The 21575-nt window shown below is 70.1% G+C and carries 15 protein-coding genes; 9 read left to right on the top strand and 6 right to left on the bottom strand.

All coding sequences use genetic code 11. The annotated features are described in order from the left end of the window. Window positions 1-7 precede the first annotated feature (7 nt). The 4 genes from AC07EJ_RS30290 to AC07EJ_RS30275 all read left to right on the top strand — a co-directional run bounded on the left by AC07EJ_RS30290 (window position 8) and on the right by AC07EJ_RS30275 (window position 5800). On the top strand, window positions 8-1279 hold the full coding sequence (locus AC07EJ_RS30290; protein WP_393588966.1) for an alkyl sulfatase dimerization domain-containing protein: 1272 nt from the start codon (window positions 8-10) through the stop codon (window positions 1277-1279). Window positions 1280-1339: 60 nt separating this feature from the next. Further along, entirely contained in the window at window positions 1340-2830 is a 1491-nt protein-coding gene (locus tag AC07EJ_RS30285) for a sulfatase family protein (RefSeq protein ID WP_478885470.1), read from the top strand. Window positions 2831-2989: 159 nt separating this feature from the next. Continuing rightward, complete coding sequence (locus tag AC07EJ_RS30280; protein WP_478885469.1) at window positions 2990-4363, top strand: flavin monoamine oxidase family protein; 1374 nt, start codon at window positions 2990-2992, stop codon at window positions 4361-4363. Window positions 4364-4384: 21 nt separating this feature from the next. Continuing rightward, window positions 4385-5800: an APC family permease gene (locus AC07EJ_RS30275; protein WP_478885468.1), complete on the top strand. Its 1416-nt coding sequence runs from the start codon at window positions 4385-4387 to the stop codon at window positions 5798-5800. Window positions 5801-5827: 27 nt separating this feature from the next. Here the strand turns inward: AC07EJ_RS30275 and AC07EJ_RS30270 are convergent, their stop codons facing one another. After that, complete coding sequence (locus AC07EJ_RS30270; RefSeq protein ID WP_393588964.1) at window positions 5828-6604, bottom strand: SDR family NAD(P)-dependent oxidoreductase; 777 nt, start codon at window positions 6602-6604, stop codon at window positions 5828-5830. A gap of 251 nt (window positions 6605-6855) precedes the next feature. On the opposite strand from AC07EJ_RS30270, the gene AC07EJ_RS30265 reads away from it, so the two are divergent. Beyond that, window positions 6856-7896 (top strand): NAD(P)-dependent alcohol dehydrogenase, encoded by a 1041-nt coding sequence (locus tag AC07EJ_RS30265; protein ID WP_478885467.1) that lies wholly within the window; start codon window positions 6856-6858, stop codon window positions 7894-7896. A gap of 54 nt (window positions 7897-7950) precedes the next feature. On the opposite strand, the gene AC07EJ_RS30260 is transcribed toward AC07EJ_RS30265, so the two are convergent. The 5 genes from AC07EJ_RS30260 to AC07EJ_RS30240 form a co-directional block, all read right to left on the bottom strand. Continuing rightward, window positions 7951-9282: a DUF1254 domain-containing protein gene (locus AC07EJ_RS30260; protein WP_478885466.1), complete on the bottom strand. Its 1332-nt coding sequence runs from the start codon at window positions 9280-9282 to the stop codon at window positions 7951-7953. A gap of 47 nt (window positions 9283-9329) precedes the next feature. Beyond that, the gene (locus AC07EJ_RS30255; RefSeq protein ID WP_478885465.1) at window positions 9330-10859 is read right to left on the bottom strand and encodes an acyl-CoA synthetase; all 1530 of its coding nucleotides are present in this window, start codon (window positions 10857-10859) and stop codon (window positions 9330-9332) included. 90 nt (window positions 10860-10949) lie between these two features. Beyond that, window positions 10950-12104, bottom strand: a complete 1155-nt coding sequence (locus tag AC07EJ_RS30250; protein ID WP_478885464.1) for a thiolase family protein — start codon at window positions 12102-12104, stop codon at window positions 10950-10952. Between the two features lie 61 nt (window positions 12105-12165). Then, entirely contained in the window at window positions 12166-13116 is a 951-nt protein-coding gene (locus tag AC07EJ_RS30245; protein ID WP_478885463.1) for a formylglycine-generating enzyme family protein, read from the bottom strand. A gap of 34 nt (window positions 13117-13150) precedes the next feature. Next, entirely contained in the window at window positions 13151-15511 is a 2361-nt protein-coding gene (locus tag AC07EJ_RS30240; protein WP_478885462.1) for an arylsulfatase, read from the bottom strand. Between the two features lie 253 nt (window positions 15512-15764). Between AC07EJ_RS30240 and AC07EJ_RS30235 the strand changes: the two genes are divergently transcribed. From AC07EJ_RS30235 to AC07EJ_RS30220, 4 genes are all read left to right on the top strand, one after another. After that, window positions 15765-16922: an acyl-CoA dehydrogenase family protein gene (locus tag AC07EJ_RS30235; RefSeq protein ID WP_393588951.1), complete on the top strand. Its 1158-nt coding sequence runs from the start codon at window positions 15765-15767 to the stop codon at window positions 16920-16922. A gap of 235 nt (window positions 16923-17157) precedes the next feature. Then, window positions 17158-18501: an MFS transporter gene (locus tag AC07EJ_RS30230; RefSeq protein WP_478885461.1), complete on the top strand. Its 1344-nt coding sequence runs from the start codon at window positions 17158-17160 to the stop codon at window positions 18499-18501. Window positions 18502-18556: 55 nt separating this feature from the next. Continuing rightward, window positions 18557-19498, top strand: coding sequence for an alpha/beta hydrolase (locus AC07EJ_RS30225; protein ID WP_478885460.1), 942 nt, complete (start codon window positions 18557-18559; stop codon window positions 19496-19498). Between the two features lie 102 nt (window positions 19499-19600). Beyond that, complete coding sequence (locus tag AC07EJ_RS30220) at window positions 19601-21277, top strand: flavin-containing monooxygenase (RefSeq protein ID WP_393588946.1); 1677 nt, start codon at window positions 19601-19603, stop codon at window positions 21275-21277. Window positions 21278-21575: the final 298 nt, after the last annotated feature.

The raw sequence follows: 21575 nt of genomic DNA, 5'->3' as shown, positions 1-21575 counted from the left end.
ACCCGCCATGGTGGACACGAGCGTCCGCGAGTACGTGAACCCCTATCCGCACGACGCCGAGCAGGGAGAGAGGTTCTTCTGGTCCGGCGGGCCCGTCGAAGTGGCCCCGAACACCTGGTACGTGGCGCTGCGCTCCGGTGTGACCGCGTTCGAGACCGCCGAGGGCCTCGTCCTGGTCGACAGCGGTCACAGCCAACCCGCACCGGTCATGGCGGAGAAGCTGCGCGTCCACACGACGGCGCCCGTGCACACCGCCGTCTACACCCACGGCCACCTCGACCACGCCTACGGGTTGCCGGCCTTCCTCGCCGAGGGACAGCAACGGCCGCGGGTCGTGGCCCACCGTGCGATGCAGGCCCGGTTCGACCGCTACGAGGCCACCGGCGGCTACAACACCGCCATCAACAACCGGCAGTTCGTCGGCGACATCGACGCCAACGACCGGTCCGCCGCGCTCACCTACACCCGGCCCCCGATCGCACCGGACACCTTCTACGACGAGGGGCTGACCCTGGAGGTCGGCGGCCTCACCTTCGAACTCCACCACGCCCGCGGCGAGACGGACGACCACACGTGGGTGTTCAACCGCGACCACGGTGTGCTGTGCCCGGGCGACCTGGTCATCTGGGCCGTGCCCAACGCCGGCAATCCGCAGAAGGTCCAGCGCTATCCCTGGGAGTGGTCCGCCGCGCTCCGCGCGATGGCGGCCAAGCAGCCCCGCACCATGTGCCCCGGCCACGGCGCGCCGATCATCGACGACCCCGGGACCATTCAGCGGCTGCTCCTGGAGACCGCCGACTACCTGGACGCGATCGTCGAGCAGACGGTGGCCGCCCTCAACGACGGCGCGCCGCCCCACGTCGACATCGTCCACCGCGTCGCGCCGCCCGCGTCCGACTCCCCGTGGCTGCAACCGATCTATGACGAGGCCGAGTTCATCGTGCGGAACGTGATCCGCTACTTCGGCGGCTGGTACTCCGGCCGTCCCGGCGAGCTCAAGCCCGCCCCGCGGTCCGCAGTGGCGGAGGCGGTGCTTGAGCTCGCCGGCGGAGCGGGGCCGGTGCTGGCGCGTGCCGAGTCGGCGGTGGCGGCAGGCGATCTGAGGCTGGCCTGTCATCTGGCCGACTGGGCCGTCGAGGCGGATCCCGGCAACCCGCGGGTCCGCGAGGGCGCGGCCCAGGTCTACGAGACCCGGGCCGAGGCCGAGACCAGCCTGATGGCGATCAACATCTACCGCGCGGCGGCGAAGTACGCCCGCGCCGGACGTCCGTTCTGCTGATCGACGGCGGGCCGGGGCCCGTACGCCCTCCGTCGGTGTGGGCACGCGAAAGGACAGCTCATGAGCAATGATCAACCCAATGTCGTCCTCGTCACCGCCGACAACCAGCCGGCGACGCTGCTCGGCTGCTACGGGAACGCCGACGTCCACACACCGCACATCGATCGGATGGCGGCCGAGGGAATCCGGTTCAACTGGGCGTTCTCCTCGAACGGAATGTGCTCGCCGGGACGCGCCACCCTGTTCACCGGCCTGATGCCCTCCCAGCACGGCCTGCACAACTGGCTCGACGACTCGGCCATGCCCGACTGGCCCGAGGACTGGTGCGCGGTGAGGGAGTTCCGCACCCTCCCCGCGACCCTCGCGCGACGCGGATACGCCACCGCGCTGATCGGCAAGTACCACATGGGGCAGCCGGACGCCCCGATGCCCGGCTTCGACCGCTGGCTCGCCTTCGCGCTCGGGCACACCCACGACTTCTACGAGAACCGGGTCATCGAGGACGGGCGCGAGTACTCCGTCAGCGGCACCCACATCGTCGACTTCTTCACCGACCGCGCCGTGGACTACCTCTCCGAAGTGGACTCAGGCCGCCCCTTCTTCCTGAACATCAACTACGACGCTCCGTACCTGCTTCCACCCACCAACTACGGCCCTGATCCGCGTAATCCTTTCTACAGCCGGTACGCCGACCGTGAACTGCCCTCCTTCCCGCGCGAGGCGATCCACCCCGGCCTCCTGGACCAGATCGGCGATGCGGAGACGCCGGAGCGGCTGCGCAGGTTCTCCCGGGCGCTGGCCCTGATGCACAACGACCCGGCCACCATGGCCAATGTCTGCGCCCAGGTGTCCCTCGTGGACGATGCCGTGGGCCGGCTCCTTGCCGCACTCGACGCGCGGGGGCTCGCGGAGAACACGGTCGTCGTCGTGACCGCCGATCAGGCCAACCTCTATGGCCAGCACGGGCTTTGGGGCCATACGAGTAATACCTTCCCCGCCCACCTCTACGACGCAGGACTGCGGATCCCCCTCGTCGTGCGCAGGCCCGGCCACATCCCCGCCGGAGTCGTCAGCGACCTGCTGGTGGGCCAGTACGACGTGGCGCCGACGCTGACCGACTACCTGGGGTTCGGCGACGTGCGCTTCGAGGGCACGCCGGGACACAGCCTGGCCGGTGTGCTGCGCGGGAACGGGACGGTCCGGGAGTGGCCGGACGCCGTCTGCTTCGAGCAGGAGGAGAGCAGGGGCATCCGCACAGCCCGGTACTCGTACTGGAAGAGGCTGTCCGGAGTCGGCCCGGCCGTCCTCTTCGACATGGAGGAAGACCCCGGCCAGCACCACGACGTTGCCGCCGATCCCCGGTACGCGGGCGTCGTCGCCGAGCTCGACGCACGGCTCGAGTCCTTCTACGGCCGCTACCGCGATCCCCGGCACGACCTGTGGCAAGGCGGCACGGCAAAGGGATCGGTGGTCCGCCCCGAGCTCTACCGCAGGCTCTACGGAGACGACTGGGCCCCGGTGGCCGACACCAGGCCCGACTTCACGGAGTAGCCGGCGGACCAGCCGGCGGACCAGCCGGCGGCCCAGCCGGCGGCCGGCCATGGGACCCCGGGCCCGCCCAGGTCGCCGCCGGCTCCGCCTCAGAGAAATTCAGCCGTCCGACCAACCTTTTCGACCCGACCTTTTCGACCACAAACGCATGGAGTGACCGTGGAGCGTTTCGATGTCGCCGTGGTGGGTGCCGGACTCGCCGGCCTCACCGCGGCCGTGGACCTGGCCGACCAGGGCCACCGGGTCGTCGTCCTCGAAGCCCGCGACCGGGTGGGCGGCCGCACCACCGGCGAGGTGATGGGCAACGGAGAGACCATCGAGATGGGCGGCCAGTGGATCGGCCCCAGCCAGACCGCGGTGCTCGCCCTCTGTGACCGGTACGGGCTCAAGACGCACCCGCAGTACGTCGCCGGGGACGATCTCCTGGCGCGACGCAGCGAGATCCGCCGCTTCGGTGGGGAACAGCCGAAGCTCGACGGCGCGTCGGCACGCGAAGTGGGCCGCCTCAAGGCCGAGATCGAGGCCAAGGCCGCCACGCTGGACCTCGAGCGGCCGTGGGACGCCCCGGAAGCCGCCGCCTGGGACTCCATGACCGTGCACTCCTGGCTCGACCAGGCCACCGCCGACGAGGAGGCGCGGGAGTTCTGGCGGCTCATCGTGGCGGCGATGTTCGCGGCCGAGTCACACGAACTGTCGCTGCTGCACTTCCTCTTCTACGTCGCCTCCGGCGGCATGATCGACATGCTGCTCGGCACCGCCGGCGGAGCCCAGGACTCCCGCGTCGTCGGCGGATCACACCTGGTGTCGGAGGCGATGGCCGAGACACTCGGCCCGGCCCTCCGCCTGTCGGCCCCGGTCCATGCCGTCGAGCACACCGCCGACGGCGCCGTGGTGCACTACGAGGGAGGTGCCGTCCGTGCGGACCGGGTGGTGGTGAGCCTGCCGCCCGCACTCGCCGGCCGGCTCCGTTACACCCCCGCGTTGCCCGCTCTGCGGGACCAGCTCACGCAGCAGGTACCGATGGGATCGGTCATCAAGGTCAACGTGCGCTATGCGCGGCCGTTCTGGCGGGACGCCGGGCTGACCGGCCACGCGAGCAGTCTCCACCATCCTCTGTCGACCATCCTCGACAACGGTCCGTCCGGCTCCGAACAGGGCGTGCTCGTCGGCTTCTTCGAGGGCGCGAACGCCCGCCGGGTCAGCCGGCTCACCCGTGACGAGCGCCGGAAGATCGCCCTGGACTGTCTGGTCGACTTCTTCGGCCCCGACGCGGCCGAACCGCTCGAGTACCTGGAGAAGGACTGGAGCGCCGAGCAGTACAGCGGCGGCTGCTACGGCGGCCGCTTCGGAACCGGCGTATGGACGGCCTACGGGCCGCAGCTGCGCGAATCGGTCGGCGTCATCCACTGGGCGGGCACCGAGAGCGCCTCCGTCTGGAACGGCTACATGGACGGAGCCGTGCGCTCCGGTCACCGTGCCGCGACCGAGGTGTGCACCGCGCTCACCGCGGCCGGCAGAACCTCCGCCTGCTGACGTGCCCCCGAAGGAGCCCTCATGTCCGACCAGCTCGCCTCCAGAGGCGGACTCGGCACCACCAAGATCGTCTTCTTCCTGATCGCGGCCACCGCGCCCATGGCCGCGATGGTCGGCACCGTGCCGTACGGCTTCGCCCTCGGCACCGGCCCCGGAATGCCCGCCGCCTACGTACTCGCCGGCGTCGTCATGTTCTGTTTCGTCGCGGGTTACGCGGCGATCAGCCGACGGGTCGTCAACGCCGGGGCACTGTACGCCTACATCCGCGCGGGGCTCGGCCCGGTCGCGGGCGCCGCGGCCGCCTGGCTCGCCGTGCTCTCCTACAACGCGGTCACGATCGGAGCGTTCGCGGTCTTCGGCTACTTCGCCGATCTCATCCTTGACGTCCCGGGACTGAGCTGGCACTGGTACACGGCCGCGGCCCTGGTCCTCACCGCCGTTCTGGGACGACGCCAGATCGATCTCTCCGCGCGCGTGCTGGGCGTTTTGATGTGTGCCGAGATCCTGATCCTGCTGGTCCTGGACGCCGCCATCGCTGTCGAACGGGGCGCGTCCGCGCTGCCCCTGGAGTCGTTCGAACCGCGGACCGCTCTGGGCACCGGACTCGGGGCCGCGCTGACCTTCGCCTTCACGTCCTTCGCGGGGGTCGAGTCCGCGGCCCTGTACGCGGACGAGGCCCGTGACCCCGCCCGCTCCGTGGCGCGTGCCTCCTACTGGGCCGTGGCCGTGGTCGCCGTCTTCTACGCCCTCACCAGCTGGCTGGCCGTCGGTGGGATCGGCGCGTCCGGGGTACGCGACCGCGCCCGTACCGACCAGGGCCAGCTCTTCTTCGAGCTCAACACCGAGTACACGTCCTCCGCGCTGACCGCCGTCATGGGCCTGCTCCTGCTCACCAGCGTGCTCGCCACCGCCCTGGCCCTGCACAACGCCACGAGCCGCTACCTGTTCGCGCTCGGCCGCGAGCGCCTGCTGCCCGGCGCGCTCGCGGCCACGCACCCCAAGTTCCTCTCACCCCACCGGGCCAGCGCGCTGCAACTGGTCCTCGCCACCGCCGTGATCGGGGCCTTCGCCGTCTTCGGACTCGCCCCCTACAGCAGTCTGGCGGTCAGTCTGATCAGCCTGGGCACGGTCGGCATCATGGTGCTGCTGCTGGGCGCCTCGCTCGCTGTCGTGGTGTTCTTCGTCCGCGATCCCGTCGGGCGGCACTGGTGGCGTACGGGTGTCGCGCCGGGACTCGCTGCGCTGGGCCTGGGGATCGCGGTGGTCCTGGTGCTGTTCAACTACCGCTATCTGACCGGAACCCGTTCCGTCCTGGTCAACGGTCTGACCCTGTTGATCCCGGTCGCCCTCGCGGGCGGCGCAGGCCGGTTCCTGTGGCTGCGGTCCCGGGATTCCGAGGCCGTCCGTGCCGTGGATCCGTCCGGCGCCGCGGGCTGACGGGTAGTCAGCCATACGGGGCGGGGCTCAGCGAGCGGTGAAGGCCCCGTCGGCCATGTGGCAGCCTCCGTGGACGAAGGATGCGCGGTCCGAGAGCAGGAAGGCCACCAGCTCGGCCACCTCCTGCGGGGTGCCGAGCCGGCCGGCCGGGTGCAGGGCCGCCAGTGCGGCCCTGGCCTGCTCGGGCGCGTCCGCCAGCAGGGGGGTGTCGATGAACCCCGGGCACACGGCGTTCACCCGAATGCCCTTCGACGCGTACTCGACGGCGGCGGTCCGGGTCAGCCCGACGACGCCGTGCTTCGCCGCGACGTACGCGCCGGCACCGGGGAAGCCCTGAGTTCCGAGCACCGAGGCGATGTTGACGATGGCGCCGCCGCCGGCGCTGAGCATCACCGGGAGCTCGTGCCGCAGCGAGTAGAAGACCCCGTCCAGGTTGGTGGCGACGGTCCGGCGGTAGTCGTCGAGCGAGAACTCGGCGAGCGGGGTGGACGTGGTGCCGATGCCCGCGTTGTTCACGGCGAGGTGCAGGCCACCGAGAGCGGAGACCGTGGCGTCCACGGCGTCGCGCACGGAGTCGGGGTCGGTGACGTCCATGGCGACGGCGAGCGCCCGACCGCCTTCCGCTTCGATCGCGGTGACCGCCTTCTGTGCGCCCTCCTGGTCGAAGTCGGCGAGCGCGACGGCTGCGCCGGACGCGGCGAGGCGGTGGGCGATGCTCAGGCCGATGCCGGACGCGCCGCCGGTGATGAACGCCGTACGGCCGGCGAACTCCTGGGCGTGGTCGGCGGCGTGGTGACTGGTCATGGAAGGTCCTGTCTGTGGAGTGGCCGGCAGCGGGAATCGGCGGGACCGCTGGGGCGATGCACTGGATTCGACTTATACATACGGAGGTCGACGCGACTGCCGGCCTCGACATCATGCGCCGGTCTATCGGCAAATTCTCCATCTCTTGCTGACGGAGGGCTGGAGTTGTATTCCGATTCACTGTTTACTTTTTAGTGATGCAGTGCCTGCTGTCAAGCCCTCGGTGAGGGCCCGGAGATGAGGAGAAGCCTGTGAAGGCTGTGCAGTACCGCAAGTTCGGCGGCGGCCCCGAGGTCGTGGACATCCCTGTGCCGCAGCCGGGTCCCGGACAGGTCCTGCTGCGCGTGCTGGCCGCAGGCGTGTGTCATTCCGACCTCGCCGTGATGTCCTTCCCCGAGAGCGCCGTCCCCTTCCCGCTGCCGCTGACCCTCGGTCACGAGGGCGTCGGGGAGGTGGCAGCCCTCGGCGAGGGCGCGACGGGCGTCGCCGTCGGTGAACGCGTCGCGGTGTACGGCCCCTGGGGCTGCGGCCGGTGTGCGGTGTGCGCGGTGGGCCGGGAGAACAACTGCCCCCACGCCAGGCGCCTGGGCATCTTCCCGCCCGGTCTCGGAGCCCCCGGGGCGCTGGCCGAGTACCTGCTCGTGGACAGCGTCAGACACCTCATGCCGATCGGGGAACTGGACCCCGTGGCGGCGGTGCCGCTGACGGACGCGGGCCTCACCCCGTACAGCGCCGTCAAGCGGTCCCTGCCCAAGCTCGTGCCCGGGAGTACGTGTGTCGTCATCGGGGCGGGCGGGCTCGGTCATATGGCGGTCCAGCTGCTGCGGGCGCTGACTCCGGCCCGGATCGTGGCCCTCGACGTCTCCCAGGAGAAGCTGGACCTGGCGGCCGAGGTCGGAGCGCACGAGGTGGTCCTCTCCGACGGACAAGCCGCCTCCTGCATACGGGAATTGACCGCAGAAGTAGGCGCCGAGGTGGTGCTGGACTTCGTCGGGGCACAGGCCACCACCGAGACCGCCGCGGCCTCCGCTGCCATGGCCGGCGACATCAGCGTGGTGGGGATGGGGGGTGGTGCGCTTCCGGTGGGATTCGGCAGGCTGCCCTACAACGTCTCCGTCACCCAGCCCTACTGGGGCTCGCGCAGCGAGCTCGCCGAGCTCCTCGCGCTGGCCCGGGCCGGAGCGGTGCACGCGCACGTCGAGACCTACAGCCTCGACCGGGCGCCCGAGGTGTACGAGCGCCTGAGCAAGGGCGGGGTCAGCGGGCGCGCCGTGCTCGTGCCGAACGGCTGAGCGCAGCGGAGAGGCCCCGGTGCGGTGTGCACCGGGGCCTTCGGCGTACCTCGATCAATCGGTCCGGACGACGGGCGGTGGTGTCCAGGTGCCATCGAGTACCTCGCCCAGCGGTGAGAACAGGCGCAGCATCACGTTGAACGGCGTTCCCGCCGCGACCGGGAGCCAGTTGGCCTCCGGGCGGCCCGGCTCCGGCATCTCGGCCTGGATGTACAGGTCCAGCGATCCGTCCGCGCCCAGCACCAGGCCGTCGCGGTCGCGGAGGAGATGGCGGCCCATGGGGTTGGGGATGAAGTAGCCGTCCGCGTTGTACGCAGTGACCGACCAGAAGGCCTCGACGGGCGGGAACGCCCCCTTCTCGAACCGGAGCACATAGCGATGCCCGCCGGACAGATCCCGGCCCTCGCTGTCCTTCGACACGGAGGGGTAGACGGCGTCCTCGGGTCTGTTCATGCCGAGCCCGTAGAAGGCGACGGCCGCGCGCTGGCGGTAGTCCACGCCGTAGCAGCCGCCCTGCCGCGGAGTGGTCCAGCCGGCGCTCCGCGCTCCGGCGGCCTGCCGGCCCAGGTGCTCCACCAGGGTCCTGCCCTCCGTCATGCCTGTTTCGATCTCCCGGCGCAGGCCGTCCTCGACCGCGCCGAGGTCGAAGTCGGCGCCCACCGTGAAGCCGATCCGGGCGAGCCGCTGCACCATCGGGTAGTCACAGGGCCCGGGAGGATTGTCCTTGACCGCCTCGGCGAACCGGGCGAGGAACGCGGCAGCGTCCATCCGCGCCACCTGCACCGGCGGCGGGAGCGTCATGTCGATGGCGGGGTCGACGACGCCCTTGGGCGGGATGTATCCGGACGTGCCCCAGGCGGACAGTGGTGTCAGAAGGTAGCTGTTCTGGACGCGGTGCACGTTCGCGTAGTCGGCGGTGCCGTCGGTCTGGGTGCGTCCGCCGACGCCGACGAACCGGGTGGGGCAGCGGATGAGTTCCAGCCCCTCCGGTACCTCACCCCGCCAGTCCGGGCCCGCAAGCAGGTAGTCGGCTGCCCGTCCACGGCCGGTGACCCGGGTGCCCGGCACCGCGAACACGTCCGTCCACAGGCTCAGCAGGGGCATCATGAAGTAGCGGTCGGTCGCCGGGAGCGAGAGCACGACCGGCTCCGGGGCGAGGTCCAGGTTGGCGGCCGAGTAGAGGGTGTCCAGATTGGGCCGGACCACCACCTTGTAGTCCGTGGACGGGAACTCCCGGGCATGGCTGAACTGGTTCCACGGAGCCTGCGTCAACTGCCCGGTGGGCTCCGCGTAGTTCGTGAATCTGTGCAGGGTGACGTGCATCAGCACCAGCGGGTACGCGTAGACGTACGCGTCGCGGGCGATGGCGCGCGCTTCCTGTGTCATGACGGTTTCCACCTGTCGCTCGTGCGATTCGGCCTGGCTGACGGTGTTCACTGGTCGCCCCGCGCACGCAGCTCGCGCTTGAGGATCTTGCCGGCGGAGGAGAGGGGCAGGCTTTCCGCGATCTCCACGGTGCGCGGGGCCTTGTAGCCGGCGATCAGCGACTTCGTGTGGGCGCGCAGTTCATCGTCCGTGGCCGTGGCGCCGGGGCGCAGGGTCACCACCGCGTGCACGCGCTGGCCCCACGTGTCGTCGTCCACCCCGATCACCGCGCAGAGCGCGACGGCGGGGTGGGTGGCCAGTGCGTTCTCCACCTCGGCGGAGTAGACGTTCTCCCCGCCGCTGATGATCATGTCCTTGATGCGGTCCACCACGTAGAGGAACCCGCCCTCGTCCAGGTAGCCGGCGTCGCCGGTGTGCATCCAGCCGTCCCGCAGGGCCTGCCCGGTCTCGACGGGCTTGTTCCAGTAGCCCGGCATGACGTGGTCGCCCCGGGTCACGATCTCGCCGACCGTGCCGGGAGGCTGTGCCGCCCCCGCCGCGTCGACGATCTTCACGTCCGCGTGGGGCGCTGCCTGCCCGGCCGAGCGCATGCGGGCGCCGCCGGCCAGGTGGGCCTCGTGCAGCAGGTTCGTGATGACGCCGGTTTCGGTCATGCCGAAGGCCTGCGAGAGACGGGCGTGAGGGAAGACGTCCAGGGCCCGGTTCATGACCGCCTCGCTGATCGCGGACCCGCCGTAGCTGAGCGAGCGGACGCACCCGAGGTCGAACTTCGTGCTCTCGGGATGGTCGCAGACCATCTGGATCATCGTCGGGATGAGAGCAACGGTGGTCACCCGGTGGCGGGCTACCGCCTCCAGGAACGCCGTCGGGGTGAACGAGGGCAGGAACACATGGGTCCCGCCGACCAGGTTCTGCCGGTTCCAGCCGGAGAGGCCGCCGGTGTGGAAGAGCGGCGCGGTGATCAGATTGACCCCGCCGCGCACCGATCCGCCCGTGGCGACCTGGGAGCCCATGCTGTTGGTCATCATGTTCCGGTGGCTGACCATGACCCCCTTGGGAACACCGGTGGTTCCGCCGGTGTACAGCAGCAGCGCCAGCGTCTCGCCGCCCGCCCGGCAGTCTCCGACCGGGGACGCCGATGTCGCCAACTCCTCGTAATCGACCGTGTCTTGAGGTGCGCTGCCGCTCTCGGCGCAGTGGACCACCGTCCGCAATGTGGGGCACTTCTCACGCAGGTCCGGCAGCATCGCGGCGAACGACGCGTCCAGGGCCAGCGCGGTGGCGCCGGAGTCCTGCAGTGAGTACCCGATCTCCTTGACGCTCCACCGCGTGTTCACGGGGATGGCGACCGCGCCCAGCCACCAGACGGCGTACAGCAGTTCGTGGTAACGGTCCGAGTTGGGCGAGAGGATCGCGACCCGCTCTCCCGCACCGACGCCCAGCCCTCGCAGCCCCCCGGCGAGGCGTGCCACCCGCTCCGCGCTCTCGCGCGCGGTGCGGACCCGGTCGCCGAAGACGGTCACGGGTCGGTCCGGGGCCCACTGGACGGCGTGGTGCAGCGACTGGGTCAGGTACATGACGGATCCTCTGGAGTTCGCGACCCGGCTCGGCGGCAGCGGCGGGTCAGAAGGCTGGTGTTCAGTGGTGGGGGCCGAAGTGTGAGGGAGTCAGAGCAGTTCGAGCACAGTGGCGTTGGCCATGCCGCCTCCCTCGCACATGGACTGGAGGCCGTAGCGGACACCCCGGTCCTTCATGTGGTGGGCGAGCGTGGTCATGAGGCGGGCGCCCGAGCCGCCCACCGGGTGACCGATCGCCATCGCGCCGCCCAGCGGGTTCATGCGCTCGGGGTCGGCGCCGGTCTCGCGGAGCCAGGCCAGCGTCACCGACGCGAACGCCTCATTGATCTCGTAGGCGCCGATGTCGTCCAGGGTCAGTCCCGCACGCCGCAGGGCCTTGGCCGTGGCGGGGATCGGTCCCTTGAGCATGGTGACCGGGTCCGTGCCCACGACCACGGCCGTGTGGATGCGGGCCAGTGGCCGCCAGTCGTTGCGCGCGGCGGTCTCGCCGGTGGTGATCAGGAGGGCGGCGGCGCCGTCGGAGATCTGGGACGAGTTGCCCGCGGTGATCTCGCCGTCCGGGGCGAACGCGGGCTTCAGGCCCGCGAGTTGGTCCAATGTGGAGCCTCGACGAACGCCCTCATCGGTGTCGAGGACGCCCCCGTCCTCCAGCGGGAACGGTGCGATCTGGCGGGCGAACCGTCCCTGGTCGATCGCGGCGGCGGCGCGCCCATGCGAGTCGAGGGCGTGCTGGTCCATCTCGGCCCGGCTGATCCGGTACTCGTCGGCGATCAGCTGCGCGCCCGTGCCCTGGTTGAACCTGAGGCCGTCGTAGCGAGCCCAGACGTCCGGGCCGTAGGGCTCGCCGTACGAACCGTCCCCGCGCTGTGAGCCGAGCGGGACCGCGCTCATCAGCTCGACGCCGCCGGCGACCGCGATCTCGTACTGCCCCGAGACCACGCCCGCCGCGGCCAGATGGACGGCCTGCTGGGATGACCCGCACTGCCGGTCCACGGTCATGCCCGGAACGGACTCCGGCCAGCCCGCCGCCAGGACGGAGGCGCGGCCGATGCATCCGGCCTGCATCCCGATGGTGCCGACGCAGCCCCACAGCACGTCGTCGACCTGCGCCGGATCGAGTCCGGTGCGCTCGGCGAGCGCGCGCAGGACGTGAGCGGACAGGGAGGCGGCATGGACCTGGGACAGCGAGCCGCCCCGCCGTCCGACCGCGGTGCGGACCGCATCGACGATGACAGCGTCACGCATGGGGGTTCTCCTTGATGTTTCCGATGTGAGGTGGTGGAGGTCCCGTCGGGTGGCCGGGAGGTCAGCGGACGACGCAGCGGAAGCCGAGGTGGCAGGTCGCGGTGTCCTCGGTCTGCCCCTGGCGGGCGGCGGGCCGGTATCGCAGGCAGTAGTTGGGGGCGCACAGGTGGGAGCCGCCCTTGGTCACCCTGCGGGGGAAGCGGGCGCCGGCGTCGTCCTGGTCCGGACGGTCAACCGTCGGGTTGCGCGGCGCGCAGCAGGCGGAGGGCGCGGGCGCGTCGCCGTGCACCCGGTAGAAGTCCTCCGTCCACTCCCACACGTTCCCGGCCATGTCGTGCAGGCTGTACCCGTTGGGCGGATAGCTGCGCACGGGGGTGGTTCCCGGTGCCGGGCAGCGCCGGCCGTCGGGGTGGAACTGCCAGGGGAACTCCCCGTGCCAGGTGTTGGCCCACCGGCGCCCCAGCGGCTGCGGACCGTCGCCCCAGGTGTAGGCCGCCCCCTCCAGGCCCCCACGGGCGGCGAACTCCCACTCCGCCTCGGTGGGCAGGGACTTCCCCGCCCAGGAGGCGTACGCGGCGGCGTCCGCGTGGGCGACGTGGGTGACCGGGTGCAGCTCCCGGCCGTGCAGGGTGCTGCCCGGCCCCAGCGGATGACGCCAGTCGGCTCCCGGGACGTACGTCCACCAGCGCCGCCAGTCGTCCAGCGGTACGGGGCCCGCGGTCATACGGAAGACCAGCGAGCCCGGCACGAGAGCCGCCGGGTCGGCCTCCGGGTAGTCGGCGGAGTCCAACTCCCGCTCGGCCACGGTCACATGACCGGTGGCGCGGACGAACCGGCGGAACTCGGCGACGGTCACCGGGTGCGGGTCGATCCAGAACCCGTCGACCGACACCGGCCGCACCGGCTGTTCCTCGGGGAAGAAGTCCGGGGAACCCATGAGGAACGTGCCGCCGGGCACACGCACCATGCCACGGGTGGCGCTGCCCGGCGGAACGAGGCTGAGTTCGGTCAACGTACTGCCGCTTCCTGGCTGGGGGCGGACCGGATCACTGGTTGGCCATGGCGACCCGGACCCGTTCGGCGTGGCTGATCTCGGGGCCGTCGGTGGTGTCCAGGCGCACCCAGTCGATCGCTCCGGTGAACGCGCTCTCGCCCAGCGGGAGTTCGTCGCTGACCGGAGTGCCGTGCTCGACGCCGACCCCCGCGCTCTCGTCGAAGGAGAAGATGATTCCGTGCGTGCGCTCGAGGCGGCCCTGGGCCACCTCCTTGCCGTCGACGAGGAGGGCCACACCGGCTCCCTTGCCGAGCCCTCCGCCGTCGTACGCGAACTCCACCCGCAGCTCGTGGGGTCCGGGCGTGAGCGGTTCCTCCGCGCGGAACTGCCGACGGTCCAGGCCGACGTAGTTGTAGCAGTAGACCGGTCGTCCGCCCGAGAGGTAGAGGGTCCAGCCGCCGAATTTGCCGCCCTGCGCGAAGACCGTGCCCGAGCCGCCGTCCTCGGGCACGGTGACGCTCGCGGTCACCGTGTGCGAGCGGTTCTTCGTGTTGAGCACGGAGTTCTCGGTGAGCCGGACCATGCCCGGATACAGCGTCTGCGAGGTGCCCTTGACCAGCTGCGGGCGGCCCGCCGTCGCCGGGTTGAAGCGTTCGCCGGTGCGGTCGTCGAGGGGGAGTACGTCGAAGCGGGCGGCCTGGATCAGGAACATCCGTTGCAACTCGTGCAGCTTCTGCGGATGTTCGGCCGACAGGTCGTGGGCCTGGGACCAGTCGGTGCTGCCGTCGTACAGCTCCCACACGTCGTCGTCGAAGGACTTGCCGATCTCGCCCGGGGCGGGAACGCCTGGCGTCTTGTGCTTGGTGACGGCCGACCAGCCCTTGTGGTAGATGCCGCGGTTGCACAGCATCTCGAAGTACTGCGTCTCGTGCCGCTCCGGGGCGTCGGCGTCGCCGAACGAGTACAGCATGCTGGTGCCGTGCATCGGCTCCTGGGTGATGCCGTTGACGACCATCGGCTCCGGAAGCGAGGCCGCTTCAAGGACGGTGGGGGCGACGTCGATGACGTGACTGAACTGGTGGCGCAGCGAGCCGCCGGCGGAGATGCCGCGCGGCCAGTGCACGACCGTGCCATTGCGGGTGCCGCCCCAGTGAGAGGCGACCTGCTTGGTCCACTGGTACGGCGTGGACATCGCGTGTGCCCAGCCCATGGCGTAGTGGTTGTAGGACTCGGGACCGCCGAACTTGTCGATGTTCTCGATCAGGAACTCGTCGGTCTCGGCCGCGTTGGCGTAGTTGATGGTGAGCAGTTCGTTGAACGTGCCCCGCAGGGTGCCCTCGGCCGAGGCCCCGTTGTCGCCGATGATGTAGTAGATGATCGTGTTCTCGAGTCGGCCCAGCTCGTCGAGGGTGTCGACGAGCCGTCCGATGTGGTGGTCGGCGTACTCCAGGAAGCCCGCGTAGACCTCCATCTGCCGGGCGAGCACCGGGCGCATCCTGGGGTCGGTGTCCTCCCAGGCGGGGATGACTTCGTGACGTTCCGTCAGTTCGGTGTCGGGGCCCACCGTCCCGAGCTCCTTCTGGCGCGCGAGAATACGCTCGCGCAGCGCGTCCCAGCCTTCGTCGAACTCGCCCCGGTACCGGTCCGCCCACTCCTTGGGCACATGGTGCGGGGCGTGCGTGGCGCCCGGCGCGAAGTACATGAGCATCGGCTGCTCGGGGGCAAGGGCGTGCCGGCGGCGGGTCCAGGTGATGGCCCGGTCGGTGACGTCCTCCATGAAGTGGTAGCCCTCTTCCGGCGTACGGTCCGGCTCCACCGGCGTGGTGCCTTCGAACAGGGCCGGCGAGTACTGGTTGGTCTCGCCGCCCAGGAAACCGAAGAAGTGCTGGAAGCCGCTGCCGGTGGGCCAGCGGTCGAAGGGGCCGGCCGGGCTGGTCTCCCACATCGGCACCTCGTGGCACTTGCCGAACTGAGCGGTCACGTAGCCGTTGAGGCGCAGTGTCTCGGGCAGTGGCGTGCAGGAGTTGGGGCGCACCGAGTTGTAGCCGGGTGCGGCGGTGGCCACCTCGGCGATGGAGCCCATGCCGACGGCGTGATGGTTGCGGCCGGTCAGCAGGGCGGCCCGGGTCGGTGAGCACAGGGCGGTGGTGTGGAACCGGGTGTACCGCAGGCCCCCGGCGGCGAGCCGCTCGGCGGTCGGCATGCGGACCGGCCCGCCGAACGCGCTGGAGGCGCCGTATCCGACGTCGTCGAGAAGGACCAGGAGCACATCGGGCGCGCCTTCGGGCGGGCGCACGGGGGTGAACGGTGCGAACGCGGTGTCCGGGTCCCGGGCGTCGTAGGTGATCGGGCCGGTGTGCCGGCGGTCGTGCAGTGGCAGCGCGGTCCGGCCGGAGTCGGTGGGCTGTGACATCAGTGGCCCTTTCGCTGTGCGGATGGGGGGCGGCGATCGCGCCCGAGGCGTTGCGGTCCTGTCCGGATGCTGGCACCGCGAACCCGATAAGTAAAGGGTCGATTCACTAAGCGCGACCTGTGGGACGGTCGAGTCGCTGGTGCGTTACCGCTGGACTAGGCGGCTTGCGATGGTTAGCGTGACTTCCACGGCATACATTTTGTGAATTCTGATTCCGCAGTATGGTCGTGTCGAACGAAGAGAGGACCGGCCCATGCGCCGCACCGTGTACACCGAGGAGCACGAAGCCTTCCGCGAGGTGATCCGTGACTTCATCGCCAAAGAAGTGGTCCCTGAGTACCCGCGGTGGATGGAGGCCGGGCACCCGCCCCGCGACTTCTATCGCAAGCTCGGCGACCTCGGCGTCTTCGGCATAGAGGTCCCGACGGAGTACGGCGGGGCCGGTGTGACCGGCTACAAGTACTCCGCCGTCATCGCCGAGGAGACCGCCCGCGCCGGTGTCACCCTCGGCTCGACCGGGGCCCACACCGGTCTGACCCTGCCCTACCTGGTCACATTCGGCAGCGAGGAGCAGAAGGGGCGCTGGCTGCCCGGATTCCTCTCCGGCGACATCATGACCGCCATCGCCATGACCGAGCCCGGCACCGGATCAGACCTGGCAGGCATGACCACCCGGGCCGAGCTCTCCGACGACGGCAGTCACTACGTCCTCAACGGCGCGAAGACCTTCATCTCCGGCGGCGTCCAGGCCGACCTGATGCTCGTGGTCTGCCGTACGTCGCCCGCGACCGCCGAAAACCGCCGCGCGGGCCTGTCCATCCTGTGCGTGGACACCCGGAGCGAGGGCTACGCCGTCGGCCGCAAGCTGGAGAAGATCGGTCTGCGCACCTCCGACACGGCCGAACTCTCCTTCGCCGACGTCGAGGTCCCGGTGGAGAATCTGCTCGGTGAAGAGGGCAAGGCCTTCTCCTACCTCACCCACAACCTGGTCCATGAGCGCCTCGTCTGTGCCGTCGGCGACCAGGCCCGCGCCGTTGCCGCGATCGGTTTCGCAGGCGACTACGTCCGCAGCCGCGACGTATTCGGCAAGCCCCTGGCCTCGTTCCAGAACACCAAGTTCGTGCTCGCGGAGTGCGCGGCGGAGACCGAGGCGGGCCAGACCATGGTGGACAGGGCGCTGGACCTGCACGAGGCCGGAGAACTGACCGAGGCTGACGCCGCCAAGATGAAGCTCTTCGTGAGCGAGAGCGCCGGCCGCGTCATCGACAAGTGTCTCCAATTGCACGGCGGATACGGCTACATGCTGGAGTATCCGATCGCCCGGCTCTACACCGACATCCGGGTGTCGCGCATCTACGCGGGGTCCAGCGAGGTGATGAAGACCATCATCGCCCGCTCCCTGGGCCTGTGACCGCGGCTCCGTAAGTGCTCATGGCCTGCACCGCGGAACTCATGCAGGTGCATCCGGGACGTGTGTCTCAGCTGACGTAAGTGCGCATAGCTGATGGCCTGTTCGCCATCTGGAGAAATGGTCAACGTCCGGTGCCGAGCGCCGGAGTCCGGCTCGCACGGCGCGTCGCGCCCAACGAGCAGTCATCGATCGTCGCCGCGGTGATCCTGTCGCCGCCCCCTCCGGGAGAATCCCCATGGACATCGATCAGCGCTCCCATGCCGACTTCACCCCGCAAGGAGACCTTGCCCCCGACCAACCCGCACGCAGTGGCAAGGCGTGGTTCGCTGTCGTCCTGCTCTTCACCCTGCTCCTGGCGAACTACGCGGACAAGCTCATCGTGGGCCTGGTGGGCCCGGACATGATGCGGGAACTGGGCATCGGTGCCGAGAAGTTCGGTGTCATCCAGAGCAGCTTCTACCTGCCGCTCGTCGTCGGCAGCGTCCTCGGCGGCTGGCTGGGCGGCAAAATCAGGGCCCGTTGGCTGCTCGGCGGACTCGCCGCGGTCTGGTCACTGGCCCTGCTGCCGATGGCCGGCCAGGTGGGATTCGGAGTCATCGTCGCCTGCCGGATGCTCCTCGGCCTCGCCGAGGGCCCGGCGGCCGCGCTCATCATGAAGGTCACCCACTCCTGGTTCCCGCCGGAGAGACGGGCTCTGCCCAGCTCGATCGTCCTGGTGGGCGCGACCGTGGGCCCGATGATCGCCGCTCCGGCGATCAGCTGGATCCTCACCAGGCATGACTGGCACGCGGCCTTCGCCGCCCTCGCCGCGGTCGGCCTGCTCGTCGCCGTCCTCTGGCTGGTCTTCGGCCGTGAGGGAAGCGAGGCCTCGTCGAAGGGCCGCGCGTCCGAGGTGACGTCCGCGTCCGAGGCGGCGCCCGGGTCCGGGCTCCTGCCGGAGCGGGTCCCCCTGGGCAGGATCTTCCGCACCGGCACCGTCATCGGGATGCTCGCCCTGATGATCGTGAGCTACGCGGTGACCGCGATCAAGACCACCTGGCTGCCCGTGTACCTGCGCGACGGACTCAGCTACGACGCCACCGCCACCGGCAATCTGCTCGCCCTCACCTACCTGGGCGTCACGGTCAGCGTCCTCTCGGTCGGCGCGGTCTCCCGCGCCCTGACGAAGCGCGGTGTCACCAACCGTGCGAGCCGTGGACTGCTGTCCTCAGGTGTCTTCCTCGGCGGTGCCGTCGCAACCCTGGCCTTTCCCTTCGTCGACCGCGGACCGCTGCAGATCGCGCTCATCGTCGCCAGCGGTGCGCTCAACGCGGCGGCGTACGGCGTGGTCTTCGCCGTTCTGTCCGACGTGATCCCCGCCGCGCAGCGCGGCATCGCCTACGGCATCGTGACCGCGGTGTACGGCCTCGGCGGCATGGCCGCGCCGTTGGTCATGGGCAACCTGGTCGGAGCGGGGGAAACAGCCGTCTCCGGCTACCAGGTGGGCTTCGTGGGCCTGGGCATCGCGATGCTCATCGGATCCGTAGCCGTCGCGGCGCTCGTCAACCCCGAGCGGGACGTGGCGAAGCTGGCAGGCTGAGGCTGATGGCGCACGCGAGGGATCGTCGACGCCGCCCACGACAAGGAGAACCCTCATGACTCTCGATCCGGCCAGCTCGCAGCTGCTGGCCCGGCTCGCGGAGCAGCCGGACAGGAAGCCGATCCACCAGTGCACCCCGGAAGACGCCCGGGCACAGAGCGCGGCTCTGCGGGAGCTGTACCGACCTCGGCCGGCCATGGTCCGCGTCGAGGACCACCGCATCGGCGACGGGGACGCCCGCTTCGACGTCCGGCTGCTGATACCGAACACCTCCCCGGCGGGGGTGCTCGTGTACTACCACGGGGGCGGCTGGGTCCTTGGCGACCTGTCCTGCTACGACACCCTGGGCCGCATCCTCGCCCACCGCACCGGCTGCGCGGTGGTCCTGGCCGACTACCGCCTGGCCCCCGAACACCGCTATCCCTCAGCGGCCGAGGACGCCTGGACGGCGCTGTGCTGGACCGACGGGCACCTGACGGACATCGCGGGCCGGCGCGTACCCCTGATGGTCGCCGGCGACAGCGCCGGCGGAAACCTGGCCGCCGTGACCGCCCTGCAGGCCAGGGACGCGGGCGGACCCGGCATCGCGCTCCAACTCCTCGTGTATCCCGTCACCGACTGCGACCCGGACACCGCCTCGTACCGCGACCCCGCCAACCAACTCCTGCTCGGCCGGGACACCATGGCGTGGTTCTGGGACCACTACGCCCCCGACGAGGCCGACCGCAAACGCCCCGACGCCGCTCCGCTGCGCGTCGACGGCCTCTCCGGACTGCCTCCCACCGAGGTACTCACCGCCGAACACGACGTACTGCGCGACGAGGGCGAGGCCTACGCCGCCCGCCTCGAACAGGCGGGCGTGCCCACCCGGCTTCGCCGGTTCGAGGGGCAGATGCACGGCTTCTTCACTCTGCCCGGGGTGCTGCCCGGCAGCGCAGCCGGAATCGACCACGCAGCCGAAGCAGTGAACCAGCGGCTCGCCGAACTCACCCACTGACCCGCCCGCCCCGCCGGAATCCACCGACCCGCCCGGGCCCACCTCGGGATGCGCGCAACGCGCTCGCCCAGGACAGAACCCAGGACAGAAGGAGACACAAGCATGTCCACAACGCCGCCCCGGCACCCTCAGGGGGCCGCCCCGTCCACCGGCACCACCGACTTTGACGTGATCGTCGTAGGCGCCGGATTCGCCGGCCTCTACATGCTGCACCGGCTGCGCGGTCTGGGCCTCAAGGCCGTCGTCCTGGAAGCGGGCGACGGTGTCGGAGGCACCTGGTACTGGAACCGCTACCCCGGTGCGCGCTGCGACATCGAGAGCAAGTTCTACTCCTACTCCTTCGACGAAGGACTCCAGCAGGAGTGGGAGTGGAGCGAACGCTATGCCGCACAGCCCGAGATCCTGCGCTATCTGGAACACGTCGCCGACCGGTTCGACCTGCTCCGCGACATCAGGCTCGGCACCCGCGTCACCACCGCCCGCTTTCAGGACGACGCGGGGGTGTGGTGCCTACGCACCGACACCGGGGAGTCCCTGACGAGCCGTTACTGCGTCATGGCCACCGGCAGTCTGTCGGTGGCCAAGGACCTGGACTTCGAGGGCCTGGAAGACTTCGAGGGCGGCTGCTACCGCACCAGTCGCTGGCCGCATGAAGGCGTCGACTTCACCGGCAAACGCGTCGCGATCGTCGGCACCGGCTCCTCCGGTGTGCAGTCCATCCCGGCCATCGCCGAGCAGGCCGCCCATGTGATCGTCCTTCAGCGCACCCCCGGCTTCAGCCTCCCCGCCCACAACCGACTGCTGACCGACGAGGACCACAGGGCCGTCAAGGCCGACTACGCGGCGTTGCGCCACGCCTCCCGTACGTCCCCCTTCGGCATACCCGTAGGTGAACCCCCCACCTTTTCCGCGCTCGAAGTCAGCCCTGAGGAACGGCGGGCGCGCTACCAGGAACGCTGGGACGAGGGCGCCGTCGCTCGGCTGAGCACCAGCTTCACCGACATCAGTACGGATCTCGACGCGAACGCCACGGTCGTGGAGTTCATTCACTCCAAGATTCGCGAGATCGTGACCGACCCGGACACGGCCCAGAAACTGCTGCCGCGCGCATATCCCTACGGCGCCAAGCGCATCTGCTTCGACACCGACTACTACGCCGCCTTCAACCGCGACAATGTCGAACTGGTGGATGTCCGGGCCACACCCATCACCCGCGTCACGGCCACAGGGGTGGCCACGACGAACGCCGAATACCCGGTCGACGCCATCGTCTTCGCCACCGGCTTCGACGCGATGACCGGTGCCCTGCTGGCCATGGACATCCGGGGCCGCGCCGGGCTCTCGCTCCGCGACAAGTGGGCGGCGGGTCCACGCACCTACCTCGGCCTCGGCGTCGCCGGCTTCCCCAATCTGTTTCTCATGGCCGGCCCCGGCAGCCCGTCCGTACTGAGCAATCTGGTCGCATCGATCGAGCAACACGTGGAATGGATCGCCGAGTGCCTCGACACCCTGTGCCGACGCGGGGTCACCGTGATCGAGGCGACAGCGGAAGAAGAGGACGACTGGGTGACCCACGTGAACGAGGTGAGTTCCGGCACCCTTTTCATGCGGGCCGACTCCTGGTACCTGGGCGCCAACGTGCCAGGAAAGCCCCGGGTGTTCATGCCGTACGCCGGCGGGGTCGGCGCCTATCGCAAGACCTGCGACAAGGTCGCGGCCAACGGCTACGAGGGTTTTGCCATCGCCGAGCCTTCTCCGACCCGCCCTCTGTCGGACTGAGTTGACGGACGCCGGGGTCGGTCTTCGACGGTGATCGTGGTCACCCGCGCGACCGGGTACCACCGGGAACAGAGTTGAACCCCGGCCTGTATCGGTCGAACTGCTCACTATGGGTGCACAGTTCTGGGGGTCAAGGGGTCGCAGGTTCAAATCCTGTCGTCCCGACAGTTCGAACGTATCGAACGTCGCAGGTGAAGGGCCGTTTTCGAACGGCCCTTTTTCTGTTCCCGGGGCCCGCTCCCTGGGAGCGCTGGGAGGGAGCATGCTCCCTCCCAGTCCCCATACCTGATTGCTCCCA

Source organism: Streptomyces sp. NPDC045026, from assembly GCF_056432625.1.
The sequence above is the reverse complement of the archived record's forward strand: the minus strand, read 5'-3'. Positions and strand labels throughout refer to the sequence as shown.